This window comes from Burkholderia sp. HI2714, from assembly GCF_002223085.1.
Taxonomy (GTDB): Bacteria; Pseudomonadota; Gammaproteobacteria; order Burkholderiales; family Burkholderiaceae; genus Burkholderia; species Burkholderia lata_D.
In genome coordinates this window covers 73,131-99,271 of record NZ_NKFM01000056.1, presented here as the reverse complement: position 1 = coordinate 99,271, position 26,141 = coordinate 73,131, and the positions used below count along the sequence as shown (strand labels likewise).

Here is a 26,141-nt window from a genome sequence, read left to right as displayed (position 1 = left end):
CGTAAGGTGAGGGTGACGATGACGAGTCGGACACGATGCGCGCGATGCGCGGCGCCGGCCGCCGCGCGTGGTCACGCGCGCGGGTTCGGCATCGGGCACCGGCAGGGCGGGCAGGCGAAGCGGACGGCGCCGCGCGGTGTGCGGCGGCGCAGTCGCGAGGGGCGTCAGGCGCGGGCGGAAGGCGGCCCGCGCGCGGCGAGCGCGTAGCGCTTCGCCGGGTGGCGGGCAGAGGGGATCAGCGGCGCGGGCGGCGCATGCCGCACGGCCGGGGAGGCGGACAGGAACACCGCATACTGCAGCGGCGGATGGCCGGCGAGCAGGCCGCAATAGCCGCAGCGGTCGAAATGCCTGTCGGATGGAGAACCGGACGGCGCATCGGACGGCGCATGCGATGCCGCGTGCGCGATGAGTGTGTTGCCGGTGGCCGAGCAGATCGGCGCGGCCGGCAGGCCGTCATCGGGTGCGGCAGCGCGCAGTTGCGAGATCAGCGGCGCGACGAGCGCGAGCACGAGCGCGAACAGCCCGAGCCACGCGGTGGCCCGGGCTTGTCGCGTCGGCGCGCCGCGTATGCCGGCGCGCGATGAATCAGGCCGCTGCGCGTGCCGCACGGCCGAACAGCAGACGGTCGATCAACCAGACCGCGACGATCGTCGCGCCCATCAGCGGGAAGACGACGCCGAGCAGCACGAGCCCCGCGATCCAGCCGCGCATCGGCGGCGCGCCGCGTTCGCGCGACGGCGCCCCCAACTTGGCCGCAGGACGGCGCTTCCACCACATCACGGTGCCCGTGACGGCCATCGCGGCCAGACCGAGCGACAGCACCGCACAGACGATCTGGTTCGCGAGCCCGAAATAGCGGCCCATGTGCAGCGACGTGCCGTACGACACGGCACGCGATACCGCGCCATAGTCGTCATAGCGGATGTCCTTCAGCACGGCCCCGCTGTACTGGTCGAGATAGATTGTCCGCTCGGCTTTCGGGTCGTCCGGGAAGTACGACGCGGTGAACACGCCGTCCGCGCCGGACGGCAGCGCGAGCGTGTAGCCGCTCGTCACGCCGAGGCCGGCGACGATCGCGATCGCGCGGGTCAGCGGCAGCGGTGCCGGCGTCGGCGCCGACGGCGAATGCGGGACGGGCACGTTGCCGACCGCCCACGGCGTTTGCGGCAACGGCAGGTCGTCCATCACCATCCCCGGCATCGACTCGCCGGATTCGTGGTGATGGCCGGATGGTGCTGGTGCGGCAGCCTCGGCTGGCGCGGGCGCCGCGGCGGCACCCGGGCGCGTCGAGCGTACCGACCCGCCGCCCCATGCGCCTTCCGGCGCGCCGAGGTTCACGGTCGCGGCCAGCGCCTTGAAGTTCTTGCCCCACGAGCCCGACCACGGCAGCCCCGTCAGGATGAACGCGACCGTGCCGGCCGCGAGCCAGATGCCGGCCGTCGCGTGGAGGTTTTTCCACAGCGGCCGGCCGCGCAGCGACAGGTCGGGGCGCAGTGCCCGCCCGACGCGCGCCGTGCCGCGCGGCCACCACAGCGCGATGCCGGTGCCGATCATCACGAAGGTCCAGCACGCGGCGAGCTCCATCAGCAACTCGCCCGTCTTGCCGAGCAGCAGCTTGCGATGCAGCATCCGGTCGATCTGCATGAAGCGATTCTCGACGCTCAGTGTGCCGAGCACACTGCCGTCGTATGGGTTCACGTACACGCTCTCGCGGCTGCCGTCGCGCAGCCGGAACACGTATTCGGCGCTGCGGTCCGGCGCGGTCGAGACCTGGACGGACACCGGCGTCGCGCCGGCCGGCATCGCGGTGCGCGCGCGCGCGAGCAGCGTGTCGGAATCGAGCCGCGGCGTGGCGCGCGGCTCGACGACGAGCCGGTGCGGATACAGCAGCGGCTCGATCTGCGGCTGGAAGCAATAGAGCGTTCCGGTGATCGCGAGAACCACCAGGAACGGCATGACGAACAGGCCGGCATAGAAGTGCCAGCGCCACAGCGTCCGGTAGCCGGCATGAGCGGATTGGGTGGGCGAGATTGCCCGTTCGACGGTGGTCGACATGGTGTCAGCTCCTCGTGTTCGTTGAGCGGCCACGCCGGCGCGGGCCGGCGGACGTCAACGCGCGTTGCGCCCGCCGGCGCGCATCGATGGCACGGGCGGCGCGGCGCCATGCGCGGAAGAGGCGCAGGACGGCGTCGCCCGCGCGAGGCGGGCAGGCGGGTGAACGCTTGAATCAGGTCGTGTAGGACGAACGGCATGCAGGCCCGCGCACGTCGACGTGCACGAGCCGCGGGGCGGAACCGTCAGCAGGACAGGGGAGGGGCGCGGGAGGGTGGGCGATCGTCGAAGATCGATCGCACGACGGGAATACGGTCGAAGTGAATCCGGAAGCGCCGCGGCGCGGCGGCGGGAAACAGCAGCACCAGCAGCACGAACGACGCCAACGCGGTGAACAGCGCGGCGCCGAATGCGCACAGGCTGTCGCCGCTGCCGGGCGACGCCGTGTTGTCGGCATGCCCGTCATGCTTGAGCGCATCGGCGAGCGCGAGCGCGTCGTTGGCCGGCGTGATCGGCGCGCCGGCATCGAAACGGGCAGCCAGCGCGGCCACGTTGACGATCAGCGGGCCGCGGCCCGAACACAGCACCACCGAGCCCGCATCCGGACCGTCCGGATCGAGCATCACGGCGCCCGACATCAGCGCGCGGGACAGCAGCGTCACGAGGAGGAACCCCCACAGAAGCTGTCGCGCGACGCCTTGCCGGAGCAGGAAGCGGCGAAGTGCGTTCATGGCGCGCGATTGTACCTCCGTTTGCGGGGCGGGGCCGTCCGCCACGCTGATGCACGGCATCAGCCCGGCGAGCTGCCGGAAGCAGACGAAAGCACGCGGGCGGCTATTCGGAACCGAACGGGTTCCCGGGGATCATGCCGCGAGGTCATCGGGCATGCGCGTGCCGCGAATCGGGAAGGGCCGCCGTGGCCGTGCGTGACGCCCGCGGCAGCCGATGCATGGCGCCGGCTCAGGCCGGATACGCATCGTCGACTTTCAGGTTCGCGAGCCGGAACAGCGTGCGCAGCGTCTGCGGATGAATGTCGCGGTGCGCGGCGAGCGACGTCAGCATGAAGTCGAGCACTTTCGCGTAGCGGAGCAGCACGAGGCAGCGCGCGAGATCGGGCGTGCGGCCGCGCATGTCCTCGGCGAGGTGAACCATTTCGGTGGACAACGAGCGTGCCATCTCGAGTTCCATCTGCTGTTTTTCGGTCCAGTCGGGCAACGGCTGTTCGAGCAGCTTCGCGAGAAAGAGCTGGAACGACGTGTCGGACGAATTGGGCAGCGCATCCATGAAGGGCCTCGTCACTTGCTCGGATCGTTCGGGTGTATCCGCTGGATGCGCCCGACGGTGGGTTCGTGTCCGCGCGGTGATCGGCGCGGTGGTCACCCGAACGGGACGCAGGTTTCGTACCAGCGGCGCGAGACGATTGTTGAGTATTGTTGAGCGGCGATGCGACGAGGGCGGAGAGTCCCGCCGGTACTGGGTGGGGGAAGGGACCGAGGAGGCGGTCTACCGGGGCGGCGCGATGCAGATCGAGTGCGCGGAGCGGCTCGCCGAGGCGAAATGCTTCACGCATGTAACGTAACGCCGGGAGAAATTGCGTGGCGCGTTCCCCGGCAGTCTGACGAAACGGACCGGCCCACGCGTGCCGCCTGCACCGGTCAAGCGTTCGGCCCGCCGGAAGCGGGGGAACGGGATGTCCGCCATGCCCGGCGAAAGCCACCGGCGAATGTGACGGATGTTTCAAATCCGAGACGGATTTTGCCGATGGCGATCCGGTTGCGCGCCCCGTCCAACTGGCCCAGCGAATTGTCGAGCAATTGTCCATGGGCAGACGGCGCGCGTTTGCCAACAATCCTCTGATCATCCCTGCGAGGTTCGACATGAGCGTCCACGCCTTTTTCTCGGCCAACCTGCTGCTGGCCTACACGGCCTATTTCATCGGGACGGCCAGCCCCGGGCCGAGCAACCTCGCGATCATGTCGGTCGCCGCGAACCAGGGCCGCAAGGCGGCGCTCGGTGTGTCGGCCGCGCTGCTCGCGTGGTCGAAGCTGCTGGTCGCGATCAAGCTCTTCGGCGGGCTGTACCTGCTGTGGCTCGCGTTCAAGTCGGGGCGCACGGCGTGGTCGGGCAAGGCGGCGGCATCGCTGAACGCAGCGGGCGAGCAGCGGCTGTCGCGCTTCTTTGTACGCGGCGCGATGCTGCATCTGACCAATCCGAAAGCGATCCTCGTGTGGGTGTCGATCGTCGCGCTGTCGTCGAACGGCGCGGGTGCGTCGCACGGCGGCGTCGTGCCGGGCTGCATCGTGATCGGGTGCCTGGTGTTCGGCGGCTATGCGCTCGTGTTCTCGATGGACGGCGCGCGCCGGCTGTACGTGCGCGGCCGGCGCGCGATGGAAGCGTGTCTCGCCGTCGTGTTCGGCGTGGCGGGGATCCGGCTGCTGGTGTCGAACGTCTGACGCGGCACGCCCGCATATCTAGCGGGCGGCGCGCCGGGCCGTCGAGCGGGTGGCGTTACCCGGCTGCTCCGCCGGACGCGTGAACAGCGACACGATCGTCTGCCGGAGCCAGCGGTGCGCGGGATGGCTGTCCCAGCGCTGATGCCAGATCACGCAGTAAGGCCGCGCCGGCATGCGCACCGGCGGTTGCCGCGACACCAGTTCCTTTTCGTGGATCGACAGATCGAGCAGCGTGGTCGGTAGCACGCCGATGAAATCCGACTCCCGGATGATCGCCAGCGCGGGCGAGTACGCATTCAGCGTGAGGACGAGATTGCGCTGCAGGCCGTGCGCGGAAAGCAGGCTGTCGTACACCGGCACCCGCATGCCGGAAAACCCGACGTCGAGATGCCGCGCCGCGAGAAAGCGCTTCAGCGTGAGCGGCCCCTTCGCGAGCGGGTGATCCTTGCGCATCAGGCAACTCCAGTGGATCGGCCACATCTCGTGCGTGCGCACGCCGCTGCTCGGGCTCGAGTCGTTCAGATAGCCGCCGATCGCGAGGTCGACGCCGCCGCGGTCGAACATGGCCGGCAAGTCGGCGACGCTGAACGGCGTGAGCTCGATCCGCATCGATGGCGCATGCGTGCCCATGTACTGCGCGAGGCGCGGCATGATGCGCTCGACCGAGTAGTCCGACATCGCGATTGTGAAGGTGCCCCGATGCGCTTGCGGGTCGAACTGGTCCGGCGAGATCGCCTGCTTCAATGCGTCGAAGTGCGGCTGGACCGCCGACCACAGCTCGCGCGCCCGCGCGGTCGGCCGCACACCCGTGACGGTCTTCTCGAACAGCACGTCGCCGAGCGATTCGCGCAGCCTGCGCAGCGCATTGCTGACCGCCGACTGTGAAAGCGCCAGCCGTTCGGCGGCGCGCGTGACGTTGCCTTCGGCCATCAATGCCGCGAACACGGGCAGCAGGTTGAGGTCGAGCTGACGGAACACATCCTTCATCGCACATCTCCCATTCGGGTGCCGGCATCCCGCGCGTGGCGTCGGGAGCCGGAACATCGTGGCGGCCAGTGTCCGGGCCGCGGGCCGTTCGCGCAAGGTCGCGTTTGCCCTTGCGGAAAGCCGGCCGACGCCGCGACGAAGTCGCGCGCCGCGCTCGCACCGTTATTCACGTTGGTGATGATCATATTCCGGAAATCCGTTGGACGCGGTAACGGTGCGCATCGAACATGAGCACGAAACCACTGCAGCCAGCAGCGGGAGGAGACAAACGATGAAAGAGGATGTAGTGAATCCGGCGGGCGCCATCGCGCTCGATCGCCGTTCGGCTGCGCCGCAGCCGTCTGCACGGGCAGGCACGATGCGCGACGTCGCGGCGGCCGCGGCAGGCAACGCGCTCGAATGGTTCGACTTCGTGATCTACGGCTATTTCGCCAGCGTGATCGCGAAGCTGTTTTTCCCGGTGGCCGGGCCAGTCGGGTCGCTGTTGCTCGCGACGGCGACCTTCGGCGTGGGGTTCGTCGTGCGGCCGCTCGGCAGTGTCGTGCTCGGGCTGTACGGCGACCGGTACGGCCGCAAGGCGGCGATGTCCGTCACGATCTGGCTGATGCTGGCCGGCACGGCCGCGATCGCGGTGGCGCCGCCGTATGCGCAGGCCGGCTGGCTCGGCGCCACGATTCTCGTGCTGGCGCGGCTCGTGCAGGGCTTCGCGGCGTCGGGCGAGTTCGGCAGCACCGTCGCGTTCCTCGCGGAAAAGGCACCGCCGCATCGACGCCATTTCTTCGTCAGCCTGCAGATGTCGAGCACGATGCTGGCCATCGTGCTGGGCGGCACGATCGGCACGATCCTGACGACGTCGCTCAGCCCGCATCAGCTCGAAAGCTGGGGTTGGCGCGTGCCGTTCGTGGTCGGCCTGCTGATCGGCCCGGTCGGCTTCTACATCCGCAGGAGCGTGTCGGAAACCGACGCGTTCGTGCACGGCGAAGCGCTGCCGGTCGCGCAGGTGCTCAAGCGCCTGTTCGGCGAGCACCTCGCGTCGTTCCTCGCGGCGAGCGGCGTGACGATCGTCAGTACGGCCGCGTTCTACATGGTCCTGATCTACATGCCGACGTTCGCGGTGAAGCAGCTCGGGTTGCCGATGTCCGCGCCGTTCATGAGCACGACCGTCGCCGGCATCGTGATGGTCGCGATCGCGCCGCTCGCGGGCCTGCTCGGCGACGTCTGGCGCCGGCCGGTCGCGATGGTCGCCGCCGCGATCGTCGTGCTGTCCGCGATCACGCTGCCGCTCTATATGTGGGTCATCGCGAGCCCTTCGCTGCGCAACCTGCTGATCATGCAGGCCGCTGCCGCCGCGCCGATGGGCGTGCTCGTCGGGCTGGTGCCCGCGCTGGCCGCGCGCGCGTTTCCGGCCGCGGTGCGCAGCACCGGACTCGCGGTGTCGTACAACATCCCGACGACGGTCTTCGGCGGTTTTTCCCCGCTGATCGTCACGTGGCTGATCGCGACCACGCACAACAAGGCGTCGCCGGCGCTGTACATCGTCGCGATGTCGGTCGTGAGCCTGGTCGCGCTGCTCGGGTTTCGACGCATGCCGAGCGAATAAGCGAGCCGGATTCGGTTTCGACCCGTATCGCTGAAATAGAGGATAACGAATGAAATGTCGATATATGGAGGCGTGGAAATGATCGGCCGTCCCGTCACTCTCAACAGGAGAAATCACGCATGAAGTTCACACCCACTTTCGCACCGCCCAGCGAGGCGGAACTCAAAGGACGCCTCGACCGCGTGCGCGCGCGCATGGCGGAAGCCGGCCTCGATCGCTATGTGGCGTTCTCGCCGGACAACATCTACTACCTGACGAACTTCGCGAACATCGTCCACGAGCGGCCGTTCGTGCTGGTCATTTCGCGCAGCGGCCCGCCGCAGTTCGTCGTGCCGCAGCTAGAGCAGCCGCATGTGCGGACGCGCTCGATCGGCGAACTCGAGCTGATTCCGTATTTCGAATTTCCGGCGCCGGCCGGGCGCGAATGGAGCGACCGGTTCAAGGCGCTGTTCGGGGCGGGCGAACGTGTCGGGGTCGAGTCGGTGTGTCCGTTGCAGGTCTATGCGCAGACGCCGGGCGAGCGTGTATGCATCGACATCATCGACGACGTGCGGATGATCAAGTCCGACTACGAGATCGGCCGCCACGTGTATGCGTGCGGGATCGCCACCGACGCGCACAACCTGCTGCTGAGCGAAGCACGCCCGGGCCTCGGGATGGCGGAGATGTCGTCGCGCATTCGCGGCTTCATCATGCAGCGGCTGCTGGCCGACGATCCGACGCTGAACCCGTTGGCCACGCGGATCGTCGCGGTGTTCCAGCCGGGCAGCGTGTCGCACGATCCGCACAACTTCAGCAACATCGACATGCGGATGGAAGAGGGCGGCCCGCACGTGTCGATCGTCAATGCAGTGATGAACGGCTACGGCGCGGAAGTCGAGCGGACTTTCTTCCTTGGCCACGTGCCCGACGCGGCACGGCGCGCGTTCGACGTGATGTCGGAAGGGCGGCGGCTCGCGTTCGACGCGGCGATGCCGGGCGCGCTGCTGAGCGACGTCGATCGCAAGGTCAACGACTATTTCCGTCGCGCGGGAATGGGCGACCGGATGCTGCACCGGACCGGGCACGGGATGGGTGTCACCGCGCACGAGGCGCCGTTCTTTGCCGAAGGCTACGACCGGCCGATCGAGAAGGGGATGTGCCTGACGATCGAGCCGGGCATCTATATCGAGGGTGTCGGCGGCTTCCGTCATTCCGATACGGTGCTGATCGGCGATGAAGGCCCGGTTCAGCTGACGGGCGGCCCGCTCGATCTCGACGCGTTGACGTTCCCGATTCGGGCGTAATCACGCACGGGTGCAAAAAAGCCGCTGCACCGGCGCGTGCAGCGGCTTTCTCACGAACGGCCCGCTTCGGAACTTGCAGCCCCCATCGACGAACGTCAAGATCTGCACCCCATGATCCCCAGGATTGTCATATCGGGCATCATGGGTTCGCCTATCGTCACGAAAGACAACGGTGACGAGGCTTTCTTCGCGCCGAACATGGACGCGCCGGGTGCTTCTCGGCAAGATGGCGCAGATCATGAAAGATATCGATGTGCGGGGAGGATCGTGATGGTGCGTTTCGTTTGTTCACTGCTCTTGCTGGCGGGGCTGTGTGCCTGCTCGTTTGCGTATTCCGTGGAACCCGGGATGAACAATCCGCTGTTATCGGAATTGCGTCCGTGGTGCATCGGTCGCCTGATGTTCGACCGGCCTGTCTCGAGCGAGATCTCGAACGAGCTTTACGAATACCGCGGTGAAAAGCTGGTGACGACGCACGACGTGTCAGTGGAGGACTACGGCGCCAAAGTCGCGGCGCGGGAGAAAGAACTGCGCACTAAACAGCGGGTGAATCCCGTCGATCTGCAGGAGCAGACGGGACGCATGTCGCTGGAAAAGGCCTTCTCTCCTGTGTCGCACTCACGGGTTTTCGTCTTCAACGATGCGGTGGTGAAAGCTGTCGCCTTGCCGTTCTATACGGAAGGCTATCTGTTCGCGAACCGCACGCTCATCCGGACGACGAGCTTGATCGGTGCGGATGTGCTGGACCGCGCCGAAAGCATCTATGACGACACCTACCGCCGCATCAAGGTACGCGACAACTGGACCGTGCCGACGCAATCGGGTTTCTGTTTCGATGGTGGCATCGTCACGGGCCCGTCGACCTACTCGGAAGAGGTCAGCCAGTCGTTCGCGTTGATGCCGGGCCGACCGGCGCTGCTTGTGATCAAGCTGCGGGATGCGGTGGACGTAGATCTGGAGCAACCGCTCACCCGCAATCTGCGCGCGACACTCAATCGCATGCCGGGACGCTACAGCATCCTGCGCCAAGGCAAACGGCAGGTCGCCGGCATGGACGCGGAGGAGGTGCTGTTTGCGCTCAGGGATGGCGCGGTCACGGTCTATCGCTTCTACCTGCTCGCGCCGGGGAATCCAGCGACGGTGGAGCAGCCGCATGCATCGGTCGAACTGCTGTTGGGCGCCCCCGCGCGTGACGACTTGCCACCGGAGAAGGCCACGTCGCCGGTCGACGAAGCGGGCGCGTTGCAAGTATGGGACACACTGCTGAACAGTCTGCGCGCGAGGCCTGGTGCGATCTGACCGGAGGCGGACGAGGTGGGGCGCGCACTCAACCCGATGACTCCGCCGCACCGACGCGCGGCGGAGGGCACCCGAATCAGAGCCGCTTCAGAAAATAAAGCCCGTATTGATGAACTTCGAGTGGTGATCCGACACGATCGAATCGAGCAGCTGCTTGCTGCTGTCGGTCTGCTTCGCCGCGACCATCGAGCGGATCGAGAACGCGCGCAGCGCGTCGCTTACCGACAGCGTGCCTTCCGCCGAATCCTTGCGCCCCGCGAACGGGAACACGTCGGGCCCGCGCTGGCACTGGCAGTTGATGTTCACGCGGCACACCTGGTTCACGAGCGGATCGACGAGCGCGCCGATCTGCGCCGGGTCGGAACCGAAGATGCTGACCTGCTGGCCGTGATCCGACGTCGTCACGTAATCGAGCGCGGTGTCCACGTCGTCGAACGTCGCCACCGGAATGATCGGCCCGAACTGTTCCTCGCGGTACAGCTTCATCCCTTCCGACACCGGGTACACGACGGCCGGATAGAACAGCGTCTTGCTGAACTCGCCGCCCGAATGGTTGACGACCTGCGCGCCCTTGGCCTTCGCGTCGTCGATCGCATCCGTCATGTAGGCCGTGCGATGCATGCCCGGCAGCGGCGTGATGCTCACGCCTTTCTCCCACGGCATGCCGATCTTCAGCTGTTCGAGCGCGGCGGTGAAGCGCTTCAGGAATTCGTCGACGATCGAACGATGCACGAGCAGCATCTTCAGCGCGGTGCAGCGCTGGCCGTTGAACGACAGCGCGCCGAGCAGGCATTCCTTCACGGTGAGGTCGAGATCGGCGTCGGGCAGCACGATCGCCGCGTTCTTCGCGTCGAGGCCGAGGATCGCGCGCAGCCGGTGCGACTTCGGGTGCTGCTTCTTCAGGTGGTCGGCCACCTTGCTCGACCCGATCAGCGCGAGCACGTTGATCTTGCCCGACGCGAGCATGTGCGGCACGACCACCGCGCCCGGCGCATAGATCGTGTTGATCACGCCTTTCGGGAACGCGTCGCGGAACGCTTCGAGCAGCGGCTCGAACAGCAGCGTGCCGTACTGCGGCGGCTTGAACACGACGGTGTTGCCCATCAGCAGCGCGGGGATCAGCGTCGCGAAGGTCTCGTTCAGCGGGTAGTTGTACGGGCCCATGCACAGCACGACGCCGAGCGGCGTGCGGCGGATCTGGCCGATCGTGCCTTCGGCGATCACGAAGCGCGAATTCGCGTTGTCGAGCTCCTTCAGCGCGTCGATCGTCTGCGTCATGTACGTGACGGTGCGGTCGAACTCCTTCTGCGAATCGGCGAGGCTCTTGCCGATTTCCCACATGATCAGGTTCACCACCAGTTCACGCTGCGCGACCATCCGCTTGATGAAGTCCTGCATGCACGCGATGCGCTGCTCGACCTTCATCGTCGGCCACTCGCCGCGGCCGGCATCGTACGCGCGCACCGCGGCGTCGAGCGCCGCGTCGCTTTCCGTTTCGCCCATCACCGGGTAGCTGCCGATCTCGACCTGCTCGACGCTGCCGTCAGCCTGGCGCACGCACACGGGCGACAGCACGGTCTTGGTCGCGCCGTCCCACGGCCGCAACGCGCCGTCGACGAGCGACACGCGCTGGTGAATCGGCGAAGTGAGCCGGTACTCGGCGGGGATGTCCTGAAAGGCGGGAAACAGCTGCTGCAGGGAGGCGGAATCGGGCATGACGGTCTCGTTTGACGGGGTGTCCGGGAAGGACGGGCGATGCGAATCCTGAGCTGGGAGATCCTCGATCCTGAATCGGCATCATGACGCGCGGACGACGACACGTCACGCCTGACCATGGCCGATTCAATAATTGGAACCAGTTCCATTAAAAAGGAACGCCGGCGTGAATGCAAGAATTGCCGAATCGCGCCGCATGCATCGTAAGCATTCAGAAAGACTGTTGCCGAATGCTTGGTATAAGCCGCCAACAGCGCTCGCAAACGTTTCAAACGGGCTGGTTTCAGCGGATAATGGCCCGGCGCGGTGAAGAAAAAAAATGAAGTGAGCCTGAGAGCATATGTAGTGAAGAACGGAAGAAGGTCCGCCGCGCTGCCGATGCGAGGTCGGCTGCCCGGAGCGCCGGGTCGGGGTTGCCCGGTCCGGCGCGCACCGGACTTCGAATGCGCGCCGTCCGCTTCGCCGGATGTTTTGTCATCCTCTCCAGTCCTTTCGTCGTCGTCTCCCGAATCCCGCCTATTGCCTGGCCCTTCATCGCCCGATGCGGCTGATGGAATTCTTTCGTTTTCGTTACGCAAAGTCGCGTTAAAGCGTGAAACAGAAAGGCATTCGTCAGGAATGCAGAGCGCCATGCGCATGCACGTTGCGGGCAGGCGACACGTTAAAAATTAACTAAAAACACGAATCATTCTCGTTTAATATTTCGCTCCGTTACGCGCCGTGACGGAGCGTCGCGACTGCTTTCGTGCCGCTCCTGCCGGCCGGCCGCAACCCGCGCCGGCCGTTCACCGGCTCGCCAGCGCGACGAGGCGATCCCTCGCGCGCCGCTGCTTTTTACGGAAAGGATTTCGCCCGCCGATTCACAGCGTGGTTCGCGCGTTGGCCGGATGCGTTTCCGTTCGCCGTTTTCCCTCAGCCTCTACTTCAACGATGAAACTCAACAAGAGCGCTTGCCATGCGCTGCTGATCGCCACGTCGCTGGCCGGCGCACGCACCTCCTTCGCACAGGCGAGCGACGCCGCGGCGACCTTGCCCGCGATCTCGGTCAAGGCGACCGCCGAGCATGCGTCGTACGACGGCGGCCACTCGCGCGCGGCGACCAAGACCGACATGTCGCTGATGGACGTACCGCAGACGGTGAACGTCGTGCCGCACGCGGTGATCGAGGACCAGAACGCGACGTCGATGCAGGATGCGCTGCGCAACGTGCCGGGCGTCGGCTTCTCGGTCGGCGACGGCCAGCGCGACCAGATCACGATCCGCGGCTTCAACAGCATCACGGACCAGTACGTCGACGGCATCCGCGACGATGCGCTCTACTATCGCGACCTGTCGAACGTCGATCACGTCGAAGTGCTGAAGGGGCCGGCGGCCGTGCTGTACGGGCGAGGCTCGGCGGGCGGCATCGTGAATCGCGTGTTGAAGCGGCCGGAGGCGAACCCGGTGCGCGACGTCGGCGTGACGCTCGGCACGCGCGGCGAGCGGCGCGGCGAATTCGACCTCGGCTGGAATGCGAACGACGCGGCGCGTTTCCGGATCACCGGCGCGGCCGAAAACTCGAACAGCTTCCGCGACCAGTTCCAGCTCAACCGCCAGGCGATCGCGCCGTCCGCGCAGTTCAAGCTCGACAGCAACACGGTGCTGAACGTCGAATTCGACTACCTGCACGACCGCCGCACGTCCGACCAGGGGCTGCCCGCGTATCTCGGCCGGCCGGTCGACGTGCCGATCAACACGGTCTACAGCTCGGCCGACGCGGCGAACAGCTCGTACAACGACGTCTCCGCGAAGAGCGCGACGGTGTCGCTCGATCATCGCTTCAACGATTCGCTGTCGTTCCATGGCGCGATCCGCGCGTACGACTTCTCGCTCGAACGCAAGAACTACGTCACGTACGAGCCGATCAAGACGGCCGCGCACCCGGTCGTGACGCTCGACCAGTCGACGCGCCAGCGCACCGACCACGGCATCGACGGCCTGTTCGAGCTCACGCAGAAGACGTCGCTGTTCGGCATGCGCCACGAACTGCTGTATGGGCTCGAACTGTCGCAGCAGCAGAAGTTCGACACGATCTACAGCGTGTCGAAGGTCGCGACCTACGATCTCTTCAATCCGCAGCAAGTGGTGCTGCCCGGCGTGCCGACCGGCGCACGGGCAAAGACGAACGCGTCGACCGTCGTCGGCCTCGCGGGTGTCTATGCGCAGGACCTGATCTCGCTGACCGAGCACTGGAAAGTGCTCGCGGGGCTGCGCTTTGACTACCTGAACCAGATCCGCCACGACTACACGTCGTCGAACGTCAACCTCGATCGCACCGATCACGCGTGGAGCCCGCGCGTCGGCCTGATCTACGAACCGCTCGACTGGCTGACGCTGTACGGGTCGTTCAGCCAATCGTTCTCGCCGCTGGCCGATACGCTGATCAGCTCCGGCGCGTTCTCGAACGGCGCCGCGCTCGCGCCGCAGAAGACCACCGCGTATGAAGTCGGCTCGCGCTTCGACCTCGGCGGCAAGGCGACGGCCAGCGTCGCGCTGTTCGACATGCGGCAGACCAACCAGCAGATCGGCGACCCGGCGAATCCCGGCTATGCGCTGCCGATCGGCACGCAGCACGTGCACGGGATGGAGCTGGGCTTCACCGGCGAGATCGCGCCGAAGTGGTCGGTGTATGCGGGCTACGCGTACCTGAACGGGACGGTCGACGGTTCCGCGCAATCGACGGCGGCCGGTGTCGCGGTGTCGAGCAATACACCGGGGCTGATGCCGCGCCATAGCGCGAACCTGTGGGTGAAGCGGGAGCTGCCGTACGGCTTCTACGCGGCGGCCGGCATGCAGTTCCAGTCGGCGCGCTACACGTCGGCGAGCGATCTCGTCACGCTGCCGTCGTTCACCGTGTTCAACCTCGGCGCCGGCTATCGCAGCAAGAAGGTCGACGTGACGCTCACGCTCGACAACCTGTTCAATCGCCGCTACTTCATCGCCGCGCACGGCAACGCGGACCTGTACAACATGCCCGGCGATCCGCGCACGCTGACCGCCACGGTGAAGTGGCACATGTAATGCACGTGATGCCTACGCCGGATGACAATGCGGGTCTTCGTCACGACGACCCGCACCTCACTGCCCATGATCCGCCAATCGATTGATATGTCGAGCCTGATTGTCCGAGCCAGCGTGCTGTGCGCGGTGTGGTGGCTGGCTTGCGGCACGGCCGCGGCGCACGCGCAGACGATCCCGGCCGACGCCGAACCCGAATGCCATTCGGTGTACGTCGGCCGTGCGATCACGTTGTCGGGCCGTTACTTAGTCGATTACGGCGACGAAGAGAGCGGGGAGGACGTGTGGTTCGAGGAGGACGACGCATCGGCGCGGCGCCTGCCGGACCGTTCGCAACGCGCGGGTGTGATCCGGTTCACGAACCAGCGCGATGCACGGCGCAGCCTGCGGCTGCCCGCCGCGCAGCCCGTTGGCGTATGCCGCTTCGACGGGCGTGCAACGGTCGTGATCCGCGATCTGGAAACCGTGTGCCCAGGGCTGGAAGAGCCCGATCACGCGCGGCTGGTGAAGGTGGTGAAGGCCAGCCAGCCGACGCGATACGCGTGCGAGGCCGCCGCGCCATGAGGCTGGCGCGACCGCGCCGTTACTCGACGTCCTCGTCGTCCACCAGATCGCCGCCATCCGCGTCGAAACCGGGCGCCGCATACGCGCTCGCCTGCTCGAGCAGCCAGCCGCGAAACAGCTCCAGCGGCTTGCTGTGGCTGAACTCCGTCGGATACACGAGGTAGTACGCGGAATCGCCGACCGTCGCCGCGTCGCACGGCACCACCAGCCCGAGCTGCTGCAACTGTTCCTCGACGAAGAACTTCGGCACGAGCGCGATGCCGAGCCCGGCCGCGGCCGCGCTGATCAGCATCGTGTGCAGCTCGTAGCGCACGCCCTGCATCGTGCGGATGTCCTCGACGCCGTGCGTCTCGAACCACTGCGCCCATGCGCCGGGGCGCGTCGTCGAGTGCAGCAGCGGGTAGGCGAGCAGATCCTCGACGCTGTGCACGGGCCCGTCGAGCAACGCCGGCGAGCAGATCGGCACGACTTCCTCGCCGAACAGGTAGTCGGACGACGTGCCGGGCCAGGTCGGCTTGCCGTAGTGGATCGCGGCCTCGAAGTGAGTGTCCTCGAACGAGAACAGGTCGGTGCGGCTGCCCATGTTCACGCGCACGTCGGGCGTGTGGTCGTAGAAGCTCTTGATGCGCGGGATCAGCCAGTGCGACGCGAAGGTCGGCAGCACCGCCAGCTCCAGGTAGCCGCCGCCGCTGCCGTGCGCGATGATCGACAGCGTGTCGCGGTCGAGCGCCTCCAGCGCGCGCCGCACCTGCGTGCCGTACAGCTTGCCGGCGCGCGTCAGCACGACACGCTGCTTCACGCGGGCGAACAGCCGCACGCCGAGGCTCGCTTCGAGCGTCGCGATCTGGCGCGAAACCGCGCTTTCGGTCAGGAACAGCTCCTTGGCCGCGTGCGTGAAGCTTTCGTGGCGCGCGGCGGCTTCGAAAGCCACGAGCGCGCCCATGTTGGGAATCTTGAATTTACGCATGATGCTCGATTTGTCTGACGAACGGGGCTCCCGCAGCGTGAGCGCGAAGGGCGGGCAACGAACGGCCAATAATTCCAAAAACTCATCACATATCAATTTAATCTCGCTTTACGCCCGGCTGCAACCCTTTGAATAATGCTCCCCACGCAAGGTCAGGCGCCCGTGGGGCGGCCGGCCGACGAGTTGCCGGCACGTTTGCCGGCGGTCCCCCGAGACGAGAATCCTGATGCGCAATCCGAATATCGAGAGCTTGCTGACGAAGTTGCTGGGACAGGCGAAGACCGACGCCCTGTTCTCGACCCTGAACATGCCGGCCATCCTCGAAGAATGGGAAGACGGCGTCGTGACGCGCGCGGAAATCGCGCAGGCGATGAACATGGCGCTGTTCGAAGGGTTGCTCGAACGTTCGGCGAACGGCCGTGCGTATACGGCCGACGCGATCGAAAGCGGCGGCTCGGTCTATTTCGACCACGGCGCGCTGCGCACGGTGCGCTGGCCGCACACCGGCGCGCTGCCGCCGGGCGAGGCCGCGTTCACGCGCATCCTGCGTCCGCTGGGCTTCCGCCTGAACGGCCGTTACCCGCTCGACAAGCTCGGCATGACGGGCCGCGCGTATGCGCATGAAGACGCACCGGACGAAATCGCGCAGTTCTTCGTCAGCGAGCTGCATCCGGAACGTTTCTCGAAGGAATTCCAGCAGGCCGTGACGAACGTCGTGAGCACGTCGCGCGACCCGCTGTCGCCGGCGGCCGTCGCGCTGCTGTGGGAAGTGGAGCGCGAAGGCTGGCTGTCGCTGGAGGCCGCGCATGCGCTGCTGCCGGAGATCGTCGGCGCGTTCGCACGCCAGCACGACGTGCCGAACGAACTCGACTACGAGACGCTGCTGATGGAATCGGCGGAAATGGCGTGGATCGCGACCGAAGGCAATGCGTTCAATCACGCGACCGACCGCGTCGCCGACGTGTTCAAGCTGTCCGACGACGAGAAGGCGAAGGGCCGGCCGATGAAGCCGGAAGTCGAACGCTCGCGCTCGGGCCGCGTGTTCCAGACCGCGTATCGCGCGGATACCGTCGAGCGCGAATTCCGCACGCGCGACGGCGGCACGGTGAAGCGCAACGTGCCGGGTTCGTTCTACGAGTTCATCACGCGCAAGCGCACGTTCGATCAGGCGGCGCGCCGCTGGGTGACCGACCTGCGTTTCGATGCGGGCAACGCGCAGGGCATCTTCAAGATGACGGCGAACGCGGCGAAGTAACGAAAGGAAAGCGGGGGGCTGCGCCGGCCGCGACCGATTGGCCGGCGCACGCATGCACCGCGGCCTGAAGCGCCCTGCGAATGCAGGGCGTTTGCCATTTCGGGTGTGGGCCGTCGTGGACGCCACGGCCGGCGCGGGATTACGCGACCCCGAAAATCTCATCGAGCCGTGTCATATCCGCCGGTACGGGACGACAAACGTCTCGCCAGTCGAACCATCATTCATCAGCCGATTCGTCGTAGCACTTGTCAGGGAGACGCCTCTCGATCACCTGGTCGATTGATTGGACGAGGTCTTGATGTCAGCTGGCAGTTCATGACCCACGCTCAGGAAACCCGTGCATGCGACACGGGCGCTTCCCGACGTCCTTTCTTGACAGGAGAACCCGGATGAACCCGATTCGCAAGCTCATGCTGTGTGGCGCCATTCCGTTCCTGCTCGTCGCCGGTGCGGCACAGGCGGACGGTGGCGGCATTGGTCGCAGCGGCACCTACATGTCGCATACCAGCGACTGGACCATGATGATGATGGACAAGCTCACACCCGAGCAACGCACTCAGGCCATCGGCATTCAGCAAAAGATGATGGCGATGGAAATGGAGCACAACGAAGCAATGGCGAAGCTGCAAATGCAGCATGACAAGGCCATGATGGCCTTGCAGAGCCAGTTGCTCGAACTCTACAAGGGGCACTAAGTGTGGCGAGCCCGGTGTCGAATGCCGGGCTCGTCCATTTGACACGAGACGCTTCTTGTCGCTTCCACCGCACGCCAGCTGTGAGTCCGGCGCGCTGAATAGACCCGTCACGTTGCGCGATGGAACTGGCGGATCACGAGCAAGAGGATCACGGCACCGATGAGCGCGATGACGATCGAACCGAGCATCCCGCTGAAGCCGATACCGAGCAACCCGGCGAGCCAACCGCCGATCACCGCGCCCACGATGCCGACAACGATGTCGATGAGCAAGCCGAAACCTCCGCCCTTGACGAGTACGCCCGCGAGCCAGCCGGCGATGGCGCCGATGATCAGCCATACGATCAAGCCATGCATATCCATGTACGATCTTCCCCTTGGATTGGCGAAATTGTTGTAAATCCGGTGGTCATGTCATGACCGGTGGCATCGCGCACGCGGCGCAACGCCGGCCGTTCCGACGAGCGTCGACCGGCGTCGTCGTGACGCATTCATTGCGACGCGGCCGTTGCCGCGCTTGCCGCCTTGGCTTTCTTTGCTGCGTGGTGATGGCCGATTGCGCAACCCGCGGCGGCACCCATCGCCCCGTGGTGCCCTGCGACATGGCCGGCGACTCCGCCCACGGCCGCGCCTTTCAGGCATCCTGCTGCATGTCCCGGGATCGAAGCGGTCAGCAACGCGATGCAGGCTGCCGAAATGGAAAGGAATTTCATTGGTCATCTCCCTGAAAAGCGAGTCGTATTGTTCGGCTTTATCGCGCGGACACGGTCAGAAGATGTGCGTGATCAGATAGAACAGCAGCAGCAGCCCGACCGGCACGCCGAGCAGCCAGGCGATCAGGTATTTACCCATGTCGTCGTCCTGATGGCCGCGACGCCGTTGGCGCCGCGGCGGTTGTATTGAAGCGCTATCGCGTTACAGCTCGCGGTCGAATTCCTTCAACTGCTTCTCGGCTTCATCGCGGGCGATCCCGTAACGCTCCTGGATCTTGCCGGTCAGATACTCGCGATTGCCGTCGGCCACCTTCAGGTCGTCGTCGGTCAACTTGCCCCACTTGGCCTTCAGCTTGCCGGAGAGTTGCTTCCACTGGCCCTTGATCTTGTCCTCGTTCATCGTGTGCTCCTTGTCATGCAGGGATAAGAGCGCGGCGGCTGCCGCGCCGGGAGGTCAGGCCTTTGCCTTCAGGCCGGATGCGTCGACGTGCTTCACGCCCTTGACTGCGCGCGTGACGGCGATAGCCTTCTTCACGGCGACCTTCGTCGGCAGCACGCCGGTGAGCGTGACGACGCCGTCGACCGTCTTCACGCTGATGTCAGTGCTCTTCACGCCCTCCGTGGTCGCGAGTTCCCCTTTCACCTTGGTCGTGATCCACGTGTCGGTGACAGGCTGGTTCGATTCGGCCGTCATGCCGCTGTCGGTAGACGAGGCCTGTGCCTGTGCGTTCGTGAGCGGTGCGGCGGAAAGCAGGAAAGCCGCACTGGCGGCGAGCAGCGTCGAAAGGTGCGAGGTCTTGTTCATTGATGTTCTCCTTCGATTGGCGTGGTGAATGGATTGACGACCGAGCACGGCGCGTGCCCGGATCAATGGGCGATCGGCGTGTCGTAGCCGGGCTCGCGCGGCGGTATGTCCGGGCGCGGCACGTCGGGCGGTACCGGGACCGGCGGATCGGTGCCGGGCGACGGTTCGGGCGGATTGTCCGGGGCCGGCTCCGGCCGCGTCGGATCGGGTGTCTGATGCAGCTTCATCGTGCTTCTCCTCTGCGGGTCGGAAGGCAGCGCATGAGCGCCGATGCAGTACCAGCGTACCGATGCAAACTTGCACGGACATCGCGCAAATTCACCTGATCGGCTAGTGCGTTTGCACGGGGGCGTCGTGGAGGGAGAAGCGGGCCCGTTTGGGGCGGCGCGCGGAAGGCAGGCGCGGTGGATGCTTCCGGGATCGGCGGGACACCGCACGGTAGGGCAGGCCGTGCGAATGTACTATGACGAATAGTGCATCTGCGCCTGTCGTGCACCGGTGCGACACGCGATCATCGCCACACGCGCGGGCCGGCACGTGTCGACGAAGCGGCAACCGGGCCGACGCTCATGCTGACGACATGGACAACCATTCGATGAACGAACAGGTAAACGAACAGGCGCTGAAGTCGCATACCGACCGGCGCCAACTGCACCAGATCATTGCGGGGCTCACCGAGGGCGTGATCCTGATCGAGCCCGACCAGCGGATCGTCTGGGCAAACGAAGCCGCGCTCGCGATGCATGGCGTGACCGAGCTGACGGCGCTCGGCGCGACCGTCACCGACTACCGCGAGCGCTTCCGGCTGCGCTACCGGAACAACCACCCGGTGCGTGACGGCCACTATCCGATGGATCGCGTGATCGCGGGCGAGGAGTTCAGCGACGTGACGGTCGAAGTCGAATCGGCCGCCGACGAAACCGTGAGCTGGGTTCACCGCATTCGCAGCCTCGTGCTGACGAACGCGGCCGGCGAGCCCGACTGCCTCGCGCTCGTGCTGCACGACGCGACCGAATGGGCGAGCGCCGAGGAGCGTTTCGAGCGCACCTTCAATGCGAACCCGGCGCCGGCCGTGATCTGCCGGCTCGACGACCTGCGCTACGTGAAGGTCAACCAGGGCTTTCTCGACATGACCGGCTACGCGAGTGAAGACGTGCTCGGCCGCTCAGTGTACGAGATCGACGTGCTCGACCAGGCCGACCGGCGCGACCTCGCGATCGAGCGGCTCGGCGAAGGCGCGACGATCCCGCAGATGGAGGCCGTGCTGAAGCTCGCGGACGGCAGCACGAAGGCCGTGGTGGTCGCCGGGCAGCCGATCGACATGAACGACGAGGCGTGCATGCTGTTCACGTTCATGGATCTCGAGCCGCGCAAGCAGGCCGAGCGCGCGCTGCGGCAGAGCGAGGAACGCTTCGCGACGGCGTTCCGGATGGCGCCGGTCGCCACCGCGATCGTCACGGCAGACCGCTTCGAATTGCTCGACGTGAACGACGCGTTCGCCGCGATGACGGGCCACGCGCAGGACGACCTGCTCGGCAAATCCGCGGACGAGATCGGGCTGTGGGCCGAACGCGGCGCGTGGCAGCGCATCGAAGGCCGGCTCGCACGCGACGGCAACGTGCGCAACGCCGACGTGCAGATCCGCACGCGCGAAGGCGACGTGCGCGATTGCGTCGTGTCGGCCGATCCCGTCGCGATTCACGGGCGCGACTGCCTGCTCGTCGCGCTGCTCGACATCAGCGATCGCAAGCGCACGGAGATGGAGCTCGTCTACGCGATCGAAACGGCGATGCAGGATGCGTCGTGGTTCAGCCGCTCGCTGATCGAAAAGCTCGCGAACGTGCGGCGCGCGAATGCGCCGGATGCGGGCGCCCAGCTGTCGGACCTGACCGCGCGCGAGCGCGACGTGTTCGACCTGCTGTGCCACGGCCTCGCCGACAAGGAAATCGCCGGCCGCCTCGGGCTTGCGCCGAACACCGTGCGCAATCACGTCGCGACGATCTACGCGAAGCTCGACGTGCACAGCCGCGGCGAGGCGATCGTCTGGGCGCGCGAACGCGGGATCGTCGGTGCGGCCGAAGCGAACGGCGCGCGTGGCGAGAAGGGCGGCGCGAAGGACAAGGACTGACGCTGTCGGTACGAATGCACCAGAGGCGCTGGTGCATTCGCATCTGCCGCGCGCGGCGCCCGCTTGCGATCCTGTCCACTCGGCGGTGCGGCGCAGGCCGTTGCATCGTCGGCTCTCCCCAACCATCGCAGGAGACGACCATGGACAGGAATCGCATCGAAGGTAAGCTCAAACAAGTCAAGGGTTCGGTCAAGGAAGCGCTCGGCAAGGTCACGGGCGACCGCGAGACGGAAGCGGAAGGCGTCGCTGAACAAGAGGCCGGCAGGATGCAGGAGCAGGCCGGCGAGGCGGCCGATGCGGTGCGCAAGCAGACGGGCACCGATCGGCACTGACCGATGACGCGGCGCCGCGGGCGTCGCGATGGCCGGCCGGGCGTCATTGCAACGATGATGCGCCGCCGGCATGACCATGGCCGGCCTTGATGGCCGGGCGCCGGCGCGGCATTCCACGGGAGCGATTTACCCGCGGCCCACCGTTGCGCGGGCCGCGGGCCGCCCGCGAACGCGGAACTTGATGACAAATCCTCACAACATAGTTCCGATATTTCGTTTGCTGCACGGGTATTGGCTGCCCACAATCCATTCACCTCTTTCGCGATGAAAGGCTCTTCGGAGACGGAGCCGCGGCGATCGACCGGCCAGTTGGGACGTTGCATGACGCCCCGGTGGCGGACGACATGACCGGCACGCGGGAGGTTGCCGACGCGTGGCAGTCGCGCGTTGCATCCCGGCCCCCAGAACAAGGATTGTCATGACGTTCCGCATTCGTTCGCTTTCCGGCGTCGCATTGACCGCCGCGATCCTCGCGCTCCAGACGGGCGCGGTTCACGCGCAGGAGACGGTCGTCAAGGTCGGCGTGGCCGGCCCGCTGACGGGCGGCGGCGCCGCCTACGGCAAGGACATCGAGAACGGCGTGCGCATGGCCGTCGACGAAGCGAATGCCGCGCATACGACGGTGGGCGGCAAGCCCGTGAAGTTCGTCGTCGCGTCGCAGGACGACCAGAGCGATCCGCGCACCGGCGTGCAGGCCGCGCAGCAGCTCGCCGACGCGCAGGTGGCCGTCGTGATCGGCCACTTCAACTCGGGCACGACGCTGCCCGCCTCGAAGATCTACGCGAAGGCCGGCATTCCGATGATCACGCCGTCGGCGACCAATCCCGACATCACGCGTGCCGGGCTCGGCACCGTGTACCGCGTGATCGCGACCGACACGCAGAACGCCGGCAACGCAGGCGCGTATGCGGCGAGCGTGACCAAGGCGAAGCGCATCGCGATCATCGACGACCGCACCGCGTTCGGCCAGGGCGAAGCCGATGAATTCGAGAAGTCGGTGAAGGCGAACGGCGGCACGATCGTCGCGCGCGAATTCACGAACGACAAGGCGGTGGACTTCAGCGCGCAGCTCACGAAGATCAAGAGCACCAACGCCGATCTCGTGTTCTTCGGCGGGCTCGACGCACAGGCCGCGATGCTCGTGAAGCGCATGCGCCAGCTCGGCATCCGCGCGCAGTTCCTCGCGGGCGGCGGTGTGATGAACGCGAACTTCATCAAGCTGGCCGGCAACGCGGCGGAAGGCGCGTCCGTGTGGGAATACGGGCAGCCGCTGGCGCGTCTCGCGAAGGGCAAGGCGTTCGAAACGAAATTCAAGCAGAAGTACGGCATCGACATGCTCGCGTATGCGCCGTTCGCGTACGACGCGACGTGGATCGCGATCAACGCGATGCAGAAGGCGAACTCGACGAAACCGGCCGATTTCAACGGCGCGCTGAAGGGCACGCGCTTCGACGGCATCACGGGCACGATCGCGTTCACGAACACGGGCGACCTGAAGAACCCGAGCTCGACGTTGTATGAGGTGAAGAACGCCGCGTGGCAGCCCGTCACGACGCAATCGGCGGATTGAACGCAACCCGCGCCCGCGGACTTTCGCGGCGATGCCGGACGTGCTGAAATGCCATCAGCGATCGGTGCCGATCGCGGCGCACGCCGGTGTGGCAGCCGCACCGGTCCGCCCGCGCGACGCCGCGCGTGACGCGGCACGAACAACCCACGGGCGGGGCCGGCTGGCCGCGCCCAATCTGTGCAACTGGAGTCAGTCGTGAGTTCTCAAGTCGTCATCGTCGGCGGTGGTGTGATCGGCAGCTCGATCGCCTATTTCCTGCGCGCCACCGATCCCACGGTTTCCGTGACCGTGATCGAGCGCGACCCCACCTATGCGCGATCGTCGTCGGCGTTGTCGGCCGCGTCGATTCGCCAGCAGTTCTCGACGCCGCTGTCGATCGAGATGTCGCTGTTCGGCATCGAGTTCCTGCGCACGATCGGTGAACGCCTCGAAGTGGATGGCCACCAGCCGTCGATCGACCTGCACGAAGGCGGCTACCTGTTCCTCGCGACGCCGGCCGGCGATGCGACGCTGCGCGAGAACCACGCGCTGCAGACGAGCCTCGGCGCGGACATCCGGCTGATGGATCGCGATGCGCTGCGCGCGAAGTTTCCGTGGCTGAACGTCGACGATCTCGTGTCGGGGGCGTACGGCGTGAGCGGCGAGGGCTGGTTCGACGGCTACGGGCTCGTGCAGGCGCTGCGCAAGAAGGCGCAGGCGCTCGGTGCGCGCTATGTGCCGTCCGATGTGAAGGAGGTGGTGCGCGACGGCCACAGGGTGACGCACGTGGTCACGGCCGACGGCGAACGCTATGCGTGCGACACGCTCGTCAACGCGGCAGGCGCGTGGACCCGCACGCTGTCGTCGATGATGGGCATCGACATCCCCGTGTATGCGCGGCGCCGCAGCATCTTCAACGTGTCGTCGCCCGCGAAGCTCACGGATTGCCCGCTGCTGATCGATCCGACCGGCGTGTATTTCCGGCCGGAAGGGCGCACGTATATCTGCGGGACGTCGCCGAGCCCGGACCGCGACCCGGACGACCTCCCGCTCGACGAAGTCGACCACGACCTGTTCGACGAGGTGATCTGGCCGACGCTCGCGAACCGCGTGCCGGCGTTCGAGGCGCTGCGCGTGGAGAACTGCTGGTCCGGGTACTACGAGTACAACGTGTTCGACCACAACGCGATCATCGGGTATCACCCGGAACTCGACAACGTCGTGTTCGCGAACGGCTACAGCGGCCACGGGCTGCAGCAGGGGCCGGCGACGGGGCGCGGCGTCAGTGAACTCATTCTGGGCGGGCGTTACGACACGCTCGACCTGTCGACGCTCGGCTGGGCGCGGGTGCTGGAAAACCGGCCGATCGTCGAAAAGAACGTCGTGTAGCGCGGCGTAACCCGCCCAGTGTGGTGGGCGGGATTCTCCTTGTGTCTCAACTCATTGGCCCGACTGTGTCGGGCTTTTTTTGTTACGCGTGCAATTACATTGCGCGGGTCAGCCGAACGCCGTAGATCGCGTCGCGCAGATCGAGCGTGTACGGTCCGTTCATCCCTTCGTAAAGCGTGTTCGACAGCGACACGACGGTGAGCCCTTGTGCGCGGTCGACGAACCACGAATGACCGTAGACGCCGCCCCAGCGCCACGTGCCCGGCGACTCCGGCGACAGCGCCGCGCGCGGGTCGCGCAACACGGAAAACCCGATCCCGTACCCCGCGCCGGGCAGGTCGGGCAACGCGAGGTTGCCGGTGTGGATGCGGCCCATCTCGTCGACCAGCTCGGCCGGCAGAATGGCGCCGCCACCCGCGCGCAACGTGTCCAGCACGTTCAGCACATCACCGGCGGTGCCGACCATCCCGGCGCCGCCTGATGCGAACGCATCCTGGTCGAGCGCGCGCGATGGCGAGTACGTCACGCCGACGGAGCCTTCGTAGATGGGCACGGCTTCGTTCTCGGCGAGCCGGTGCGGCCGCGGCGTGTCGTTGACGTAAGGCGTCGCGAGCCGCGCGGCGTCGCGTGCGACGAATCCCGTGTCGCGCGTGCCGAGCGGGCGGAGCACGAGCGCATCGACTGCATCGGCGAGCGGCCGCCCGCTGACGGCTTCGATCACTGCCCCAACGACGTCGATGGAGAGTGAATAGTTCCAGCCGGTACCGGGTGCGTACTGCAACGGCACGCTCGCGATCCTGCGCATGTTCTCGGCGAGCGTGATCGATGCGCCATCGAGCCCGTCGGAGACGCCTGCGCGTGCATACGGGCCGGTCGCGTCGGCTTCCGCGTAGCGATAGCCGAGGCCGGCGGAATGCGTGAGCAGGTGGCGCACCTTGATTACCGGCACGCTGCCGTCACGCAGCGCCGGACGGAATTCGGGCAGCCAGCGCGTGACCTCGTCGTCGAGCGACAGCTTGTGCTGGGCGACGAGCGCCATGGCGGCCGCCGAGACGATCGGCTTCGTCACCGACGCGAGCCTGAACAGCGTGTCCTCCTGCATCGGCGTGCGGGCTTCGCGATCGGCGAACCCGGCCGCGCGGCGATAGACGAGTTCGCCGTCGCGTGCGACCAGGACGACCACGCCGACGAGGCGTTGCGTGTCGAGTTGGCGGGACAGTACCGCATCGATGCGCTCGGCAAGCGCGGGATCGGCCGACGGCTGCCGTGATGATGCTCGGTTGGGGATCATCGAA

The 26,141-nt window shown here is 66.5% G+C and carries 26 protein-coding genes and 1 pseudogene; 13 read left to right on the top strand and 14 right to left on the bottom strand.

What is annotated here, in order from left to right:
• Positions 1-164: 164 nt before the first annotated feature.
• The 4 genes from CFB82_RS31065 to CFB82_RS31045 form a co-directional block, all read right to left on the bottom strand.
• The gene (locus CFB82_RS31065) at positions 165-608 is read right to left on the bottom strand and encodes a DUF2946 domain-containing protein (protein WP_143750989.1); all 444 of its coding nucleotides are present in this window, start codon (positions 606-608) and stop codon (positions 165-167) included.
• Positions 586-2,055, bottom strand: a complete 1,470-nt coding sequence (locus tag CFB82_RS31060; RefSeq protein ID WP_089486557.1) for a PepSY-associated TM helix domain-containing protein — start codon at positions 2,053-2,055, stop codon at positions 586-588. Before CFB82_RS31060 ends, CFB82_RS31065 begins: the two co-directional genes overlap by 23 nt.
• Before the next feature lie 242 nt (positions 2,056-2,297).
• On the bottom strand, positions 2,298-2,783 hold the full coding sequence (locus CFB82_RS31050) for a hypothetical protein (RefSeq protein WP_069250730.1): 486 nt from the start codon (positions 2,781-2,783) through the stop codon (positions 2,298-2,300).
• A 229-nt stretch (positions 2,784-3,012) separates the two neighbouring features.
• Positions 3,013-3,336, bottom strand: coding sequence for a hypothetical protein (locus CFB82_RS31045; RefSeq protein WP_021162626.1), 324 nt, complete (start codon positions 3,334-3,336; stop codon positions 3,013-3,015).
• 593 nt (positions 3,337-3,929) lie between these two features.
• Between CFB82_RS31045 and CFB82_RS31040 the strand changes: the two genes are divergently transcribed.
• Positions 3,930-4,505 (top strand): LysE family translocator, encoded by a 576-nt coding sequence (locus CFB82_RS31040; RefSeq protein ID WP_089486653.1) that lies wholly within the window; start codon positions 3,930-3,932, stop codon positions 4,503-4,505.
• An 18-nt stretch (positions 4,506-4,523) separates the two neighbouring features.
• Here CFB82_RS31040 and CFB82_RS31035 read toward each other — a convergent pair whose 3' ends face one another.
• Positions 4,524-5,492, bottom strand: a complete 969-nt coding sequence (locus CFB82_RS31035; RefSeq protein ID WP_089486556.1) for a LysR family transcriptional regulator — start codon at positions 5,490-5,492, stop codon at positions 4,524-4,526.
• 271 nt (positions 5,493-5,763) lie between these two features.
• Between CFB82_RS31035 and CFB82_RS31030 the strand changes: the two genes are divergently transcribed.
• From CFB82_RS31030 to CFB82_RS31020, 3 genes are all read left to right on the top strand, one after another.
• Complete coding sequence (locus CFB82_RS31030) at positions 5,764-7,092, top strand: MFS transporter (RefSeq protein WP_089486555.1); 1,329 nt, start codon at positions 5,764-5,766, stop codon at positions 7,090-7,092.
• A 119-nt stretch (positions 7,093-7,211) separates the two neighbouring features.
• Entirely contained in the window at positions 7,212-8,378 is a 1,167-nt protein-coding gene (locus tag CFB82_RS31025; RefSeq protein ID WP_089486554.1) for a M24 family metallopeptidase, read from the top strand.
• A 348-nt stretch (positions 8,379-8,726) separates the two neighbouring features.
• Positions 8,727-9,677 carry a T6SS immunity protein Tli4 family protein gene (locus CFB82_RS31020; RefSeq protein ID WP_179255474.1) on the top strand — a complete coding sequence of 317 codons (951 nt, stop codon included), beginning with the start codon at positions 8,727-8,729 and terminating at the stop codon, positions 9,675-9,677.
• Between the two features lie 87 nt (positions 9,678-9,764).
• On the opposite strand, the gene CFB82_RS31015 is transcribed toward CFB82_RS31020, so the two are convergent.
• Complete coding sequence (locus tag CFB82_RS31015; protein WP_089486553.1) at positions 9,765-11,393, bottom strand: NADP-dependent glyceraldehyde-3-phosphate dehydrogenase; 1,629 nt, start codon at positions 11,391-11,393, stop codon at positions 9,765-9,767.
• Positions 11,394-11,604: 211 nt separating this feature from the next.
• Positions 11,605-11,658, bottom strand: a pseudogene (locus CFB82_RS44625) (zinc finger domain-containing protein); the annotation flags it as partial.
• 665 nt (positions 11,659-12,323) lie between these two features.
• Between CFB82_RS44625 and CFB82_RS31010 the strand changes: the two are divergent.
• Positions 12,324-14,453: a TonB-dependent receptor gene (locus tag CFB82_RS31010; RefSeq protein WP_089486552.1), complete on the top strand. Its 2,130-nt coding sequence runs from the start codon at positions 12,324-12,326 to the stop codon at positions 14,451-14,453.
• A 27-nt stretch (positions 14,454-14,480) separates the two neighbouring features.
• Positions 14,481-15,014 carry a hypothetical protein gene (locus tag CFB82_RS31005; RefSeq protein WP_256990542.1) on the top strand — a complete coding sequence of 178 codons (534 nt, stop codon included), beginning with the start codon at positions 14,481-14,483 and terminating at the stop codon, positions 15,012-15,014.
• Positions 15,015-15,033: 19 nt separating this feature from the next.
• Here the strand turns inward: CFB82_RS31005 and CFB82_RS31000 are convergent, their stop codons facing one another.
• Positions 15,034-15,981 carry a LysR family transcriptional regulator gene (locus tag CFB82_RS31000; protein ID WP_089486551.1) on the bottom strand — a complete coding sequence of 316 codons (948 nt, stop codon included), beginning with the start codon at positions 15,979-15,981 and terminating at the stop codon, positions 15,034-15,036.
• Positions 15,982-16,207: 226 nt separating this feature from the next.
• Here CFB82_RS31000 and CFB82_RS30995 point away from each other — a divergent pair, with 226 nt between their 5' ends.
• Positions 16,208-17,236 carry a DUF1338 domain-containing protein gene (locus tag CFB82_RS30995; protein ID WP_069250740.1) on the top strand — a complete coding sequence of 343 codons (1,029 nt, stop codon included), beginning with the start codon at positions 16,208-16,210 and terminating at the stop codon, positions 17,234-17,236.
• Between the two features lie 389 nt (positions 17,237-17,625).
• Positions 17,626-17,931, top strand: coding sequence for a hypothetical protein (locus tag CFB82_RS30990; RefSeq protein ID WP_143750988.1), 306 nt, complete (start codon positions 17,626-17,628; stop codon positions 17,929-17,931).
• A 107-nt stretch (positions 17,932-18,038) separates the two neighbouring features.
• Here CFB82_RS30990 and CFB82_RS30985 read toward each other — a convergent pair whose 3' ends face one another.
• A complete protein-coding gene (locus CFB82_RS30985; protein ID WP_089486549.1) occupies positions 18,039-18,293 on the bottom strand; it encodes a GlsB/YeaQ/YmgE family stress response membrane protein in 255 nt (84 codons plus the stop codon).
• 128 nt (positions 18,294-18,421) lie between these two features.
• Positions 18,422-18,643: a hypothetical protein gene (locus CFB82_RS30980; protein ID WP_083266045.1), complete on the bottom strand. Its 222-nt coding sequence runs from the start codon at positions 18,641-18,643 to the stop codon at positions 18,422-18,424.
• Between CFB82_RS30980 and CFB82_RS42520 the strand changes: the two genes are divergently transcribed.
• Positions 18,627-18,833 carry a hypothetical protein gene (locus CFB82_RS42520; RefSeq protein WP_143750987.1) on the top strand — a complete coding sequence of 69 codons (207 nt, stop codon included), beginning with the start codon at positions 18,627-18,629 and terminating at the stop codon, positions 18,831-18,833. The genes CFB82_RS30980 and CFB82_RS42520 overlap by 17 nt on opposite strands.
• Positions 18,834-18,845: 12 nt before the next feature.
• On the opposite strand, the gene CFB82_RS30975 is transcribed toward CFB82_RS42520, so the two are convergent.
• The 3 genes from CFB82_RS30975 to CFB82_RS43450 all read right to left on the bottom strand — a co-directional run bounded on the left by CFB82_RS30975 (position 18,846) and on the right by CFB82_RS43450 (position 19,675).
• Positions 18,846-19,043, bottom strand: coding sequence for a CsbD family protein (locus CFB82_RS30975; RefSeq protein WP_069250743.1), 198 nt, complete (start codon positions 19,041-19,043; stop codon positions 18,846-18,848).
• 54 nt (positions 19,044-19,097) lie between these two features.
• The gene (locus tag CFB82_RS30970; protein ID WP_089486548.1) at positions 19,098-19,448 is read right to left on the bottom strand and encodes a BON domain-containing protein; all 351 of its coding nucleotides are present in this window, start codon (positions 19,446-19,448) and stop codon (positions 19,098-19,100) included.
• Between the two features lie 62 nt (positions 19,449-19,510).
• Entirely contained in the window at positions 19,511-19,675 is a 165-nt protein-coding gene (locus CFB82_RS43450) for a hypothetical protein (protein WP_179255473.1), read from the bottom strand.
• A gap of 368 nt (positions 19,676-20,043) precedes the next feature.
• Between CFB82_RS43450 and CFB82_RS30965 the strand changes: the two genes are divergently transcribed.
• The 4 genes from CFB82_RS30965 (at position 20,044) to CFB82_RS30950 (ending at position 24,846) form a co-directional block, all read left to right on the top strand.
• Positions 20,044-21,576: a helix-turn-helix transcriptional regulator gene (locus tag CFB82_RS30965; protein WP_089486650.1), complete on the top strand. Its 1,533-nt coding sequence runs from the start codon at positions 20,044-20,046 to the stop codon at positions 21,574-21,576.
• Positions 21,577-21,716: 140 nt separating this feature from the next.
• Positions 21,717-21,908, top strand: a complete 192-nt coding sequence (locus CFB82_RS30960; protein ID WP_069250745.1) for a CsbD family protein — start codon at positions 21,717-21,719, stop codon at positions 21,906-21,908.
• Between the two features lie 418 nt (positions 21,909-22,326).
• Complete coding sequence (locus CFB82_RS30955; RefSeq protein WP_089486547.1) at positions 22,327-23,478, top strand: branched-chain amino acid ABC transporter substrate-binding protein; 1,152 nt, start codon at positions 22,327-22,329, stop codon at positions 23,476-23,478.
• 195 nt (positions 23,479-23,673) lie between these two features.
• A complete protein-coding gene (locus tag CFB82_RS30950; protein WP_089486546.1) occupies positions 23,674-24,846 on the top strand; it encodes an NAD(P)/FAD-dependent oxidoreductase in 1,173 nt (390 codons plus the stop codon).
• A gap of 94 nt (positions 24,847-24,940) precedes the next feature.
• Here the strand turns inward: CFB82_RS30950 and CFB82_RS30945 are convergent, their stop codons facing one another.
• On the bottom strand, positions 24,941-26,137 hold the full coding sequence (locus CFB82_RS30945; protein ID WP_089486545.1) for a serine hydrolase domain-containing protein: 1,197 nt from the start codon (positions 26,135-26,137) through the stop codon (positions 24,941-24,943).
• Positions 26,138-26,141 lie beyond the last annotated feature (4 nt).

What these genes read in the sequence shown, in the direction of transcription:
- CFB82_RS30980 (WP_083266045.1), bottom strand. Translation starts at nt 18,643, where the DNA reads ATGAAATTCCTTTCCATTTCGGCAGCCTGCATCGCGTTGCTGACCGCT.
- CFB82_RS30945 (WP_089486545.1), bottom strand. Translation starts at nt 26,137, where the DNA reads ATGATCCCCAACCGAGCATCATCACGGCAGCCGTCGGCCGATCCCGCG.
- CFB82_RS30995 (WP_069250740.1), top strand. Translation starts at nt 16,208, where the DNA reads ATGCGCAATCCGAATATCGAGAGCTTGCTGACGAAGTTGCTGGGACAG.
- CFB82_RS31060 (WP_089486557.1), bottom strand. Translation starts at nt 2,055, where the DNA reads ATGTCGACCACCGTCGAACGGGCAATCTCGCCCACCCAATCCGCTCAT.
- CFB82_RS31040 (WP_089486653.1), top strand. Translation starts at nt 3,930, where the DNA reads ATGAGCGTCCACGCCTTTTTCTCGGCCAACCTGCTGCTGGCCTACACG.
- CFB82_RS43450 (WP_179255473.1), bottom strand. Translation starts at nt 19,675, where the DNA reads ATGAAGCTGCATCAGACACCCGATCCGACGCGGCCGGAGCCGGCCCCG.
- CFB82_RS30975 (WP_069250743.1), bottom strand. Translation starts at nt 19,043, where the DNA reads ATGAACGAGGACAAGATCAAGGGCCAGTGGAAGCAACTCTCCGGCAAG.
- CFB82_RS31000 (WP_089486551.1), bottom strand. Translation starts at nt 15,981, where the DNA reads ATGCGTAAATTCAAGATTCCCAACATGGGCGCGCTCGTGGCTTTCGAA.
- CFB82_RS31030 (WP_089486555.1), top strand. Translation starts at nt 5,764, where the DNA reads ATGAAAGAGGATGTAGTGAATCCGGCGGGCGCCATCGCGCTCGATCGC.
- CFB82_RS31035 (WP_089486556.1), bottom strand. Translation starts at nt 5,492, where the DNA reads ATGAAGGATGTGTTCCGTCAGCTCGACCTCAACCTGCTGCCCGTGTTC.
- CFB82_RS30970 (WP_089486548.1), bottom strand. Translation starts at nt 19,448, where the DNA reads ATGAACAAGACCTCGCACCTTTCGACGCTGCTCGCCGCCAGTGCGGCT.
- CFB82_RS31020 (WP_179255474.1), top strand. Translation starts at nt 8,727, where the DNA reads ATGAACAATCCGCTGTTATCGGAATTGCGTCCGTGGTGCATCGGTCGC.
- CFB82_RS30965 (WP_089486650.1), top strand. Translation starts at nt 20,044, where the DNA reads ATGAACGAACAGGTAAACGAACAGGCGCTGAAGTCGCATACCGACCGG.
- CFB82_RS30960 (WP_069250745.1), top strand. Translation starts at nt 21,717, where the DNA reads ATGGACAGGAATCGCATCGAAGGTAAGCTCAAACAAGTCAAGGGTTCG.
- CFB82_RS31050 (WP_069250730.1), bottom strand. Translation starts at nt 2,783, where the DNA reads ATGAACGCACTTCGCCGCTTCCTGCTCCGGCAAGGCGTCGCGCGACAG.
- CFB82_RS30985 (WP_089486549.1), bottom strand. Translation starts at nt 18,293, where the DNA reads ATGGATATGCATGGCTTGATCGTATGGCTGATCATCGGCGCCATCGCC.
- CFB82_RS31005 (WP_256990542.1), top strand. Translation starts at nt 14,481, where the DNA reads ATGCGGGTCTTCGTCACGACGACCCGCACCTCACTGCCCATGATCCGC.
- CFB82_RS31010 (WP_089486552.1), top strand. Translation starts at nt 12,324, where the DNA reads ATGAAACTCAACAAGAGCGCTTGCCATGCGCTGCTGATCGCCACGTCG.
- CFB82_RS31025 (WP_089486554.1), top strand. Translation starts at nt 7,212, where the DNA reads ATGAAGTTCACACCCACTTTCGCACCGCCCAGCGAGGCGGAACTCAAA.
- CFB82_RS31045 (WP_021162626.1), bottom strand. Translation starts at nt 3,336, where the DNA reads ATGGATGCGCTGCCCAATTCGTCCGACACGTCGTTCCAGCTCTTTCTC.
- CFB82_RS30955 (WP_089486547.1), top strand. Translation starts at nt 22,327, where the DNA reads ATGACGTTCCGCATTCGTTCGCTTTCCGGCGTCGCATTGACCGCCGCG.
- CFB82_RS42520 (WP_143750987.1), top strand. Translation starts at nt 18,627, where the DNA reads ATGGAAAGGAATTTCATTGGTCATCTCCCTGAAAAGCGAGTCGTATTG.
- CFB82_RS31015 (WP_089486553.1), bottom strand. Translation starts at nt 11,393, where the DNA reads ATGCCCGATTCCGCCTCCCTGCAGCAGCTGTTTCCCGCCTTTCAGGAC.
- CFB82_RS30990 (WP_143750988.1), top strand. Translation starts at nt 17,626, where the DNA reads ATGAACCCGATTCGCAAGCTCATGCTGTGTGGCGCCATTCCGTTCCTG.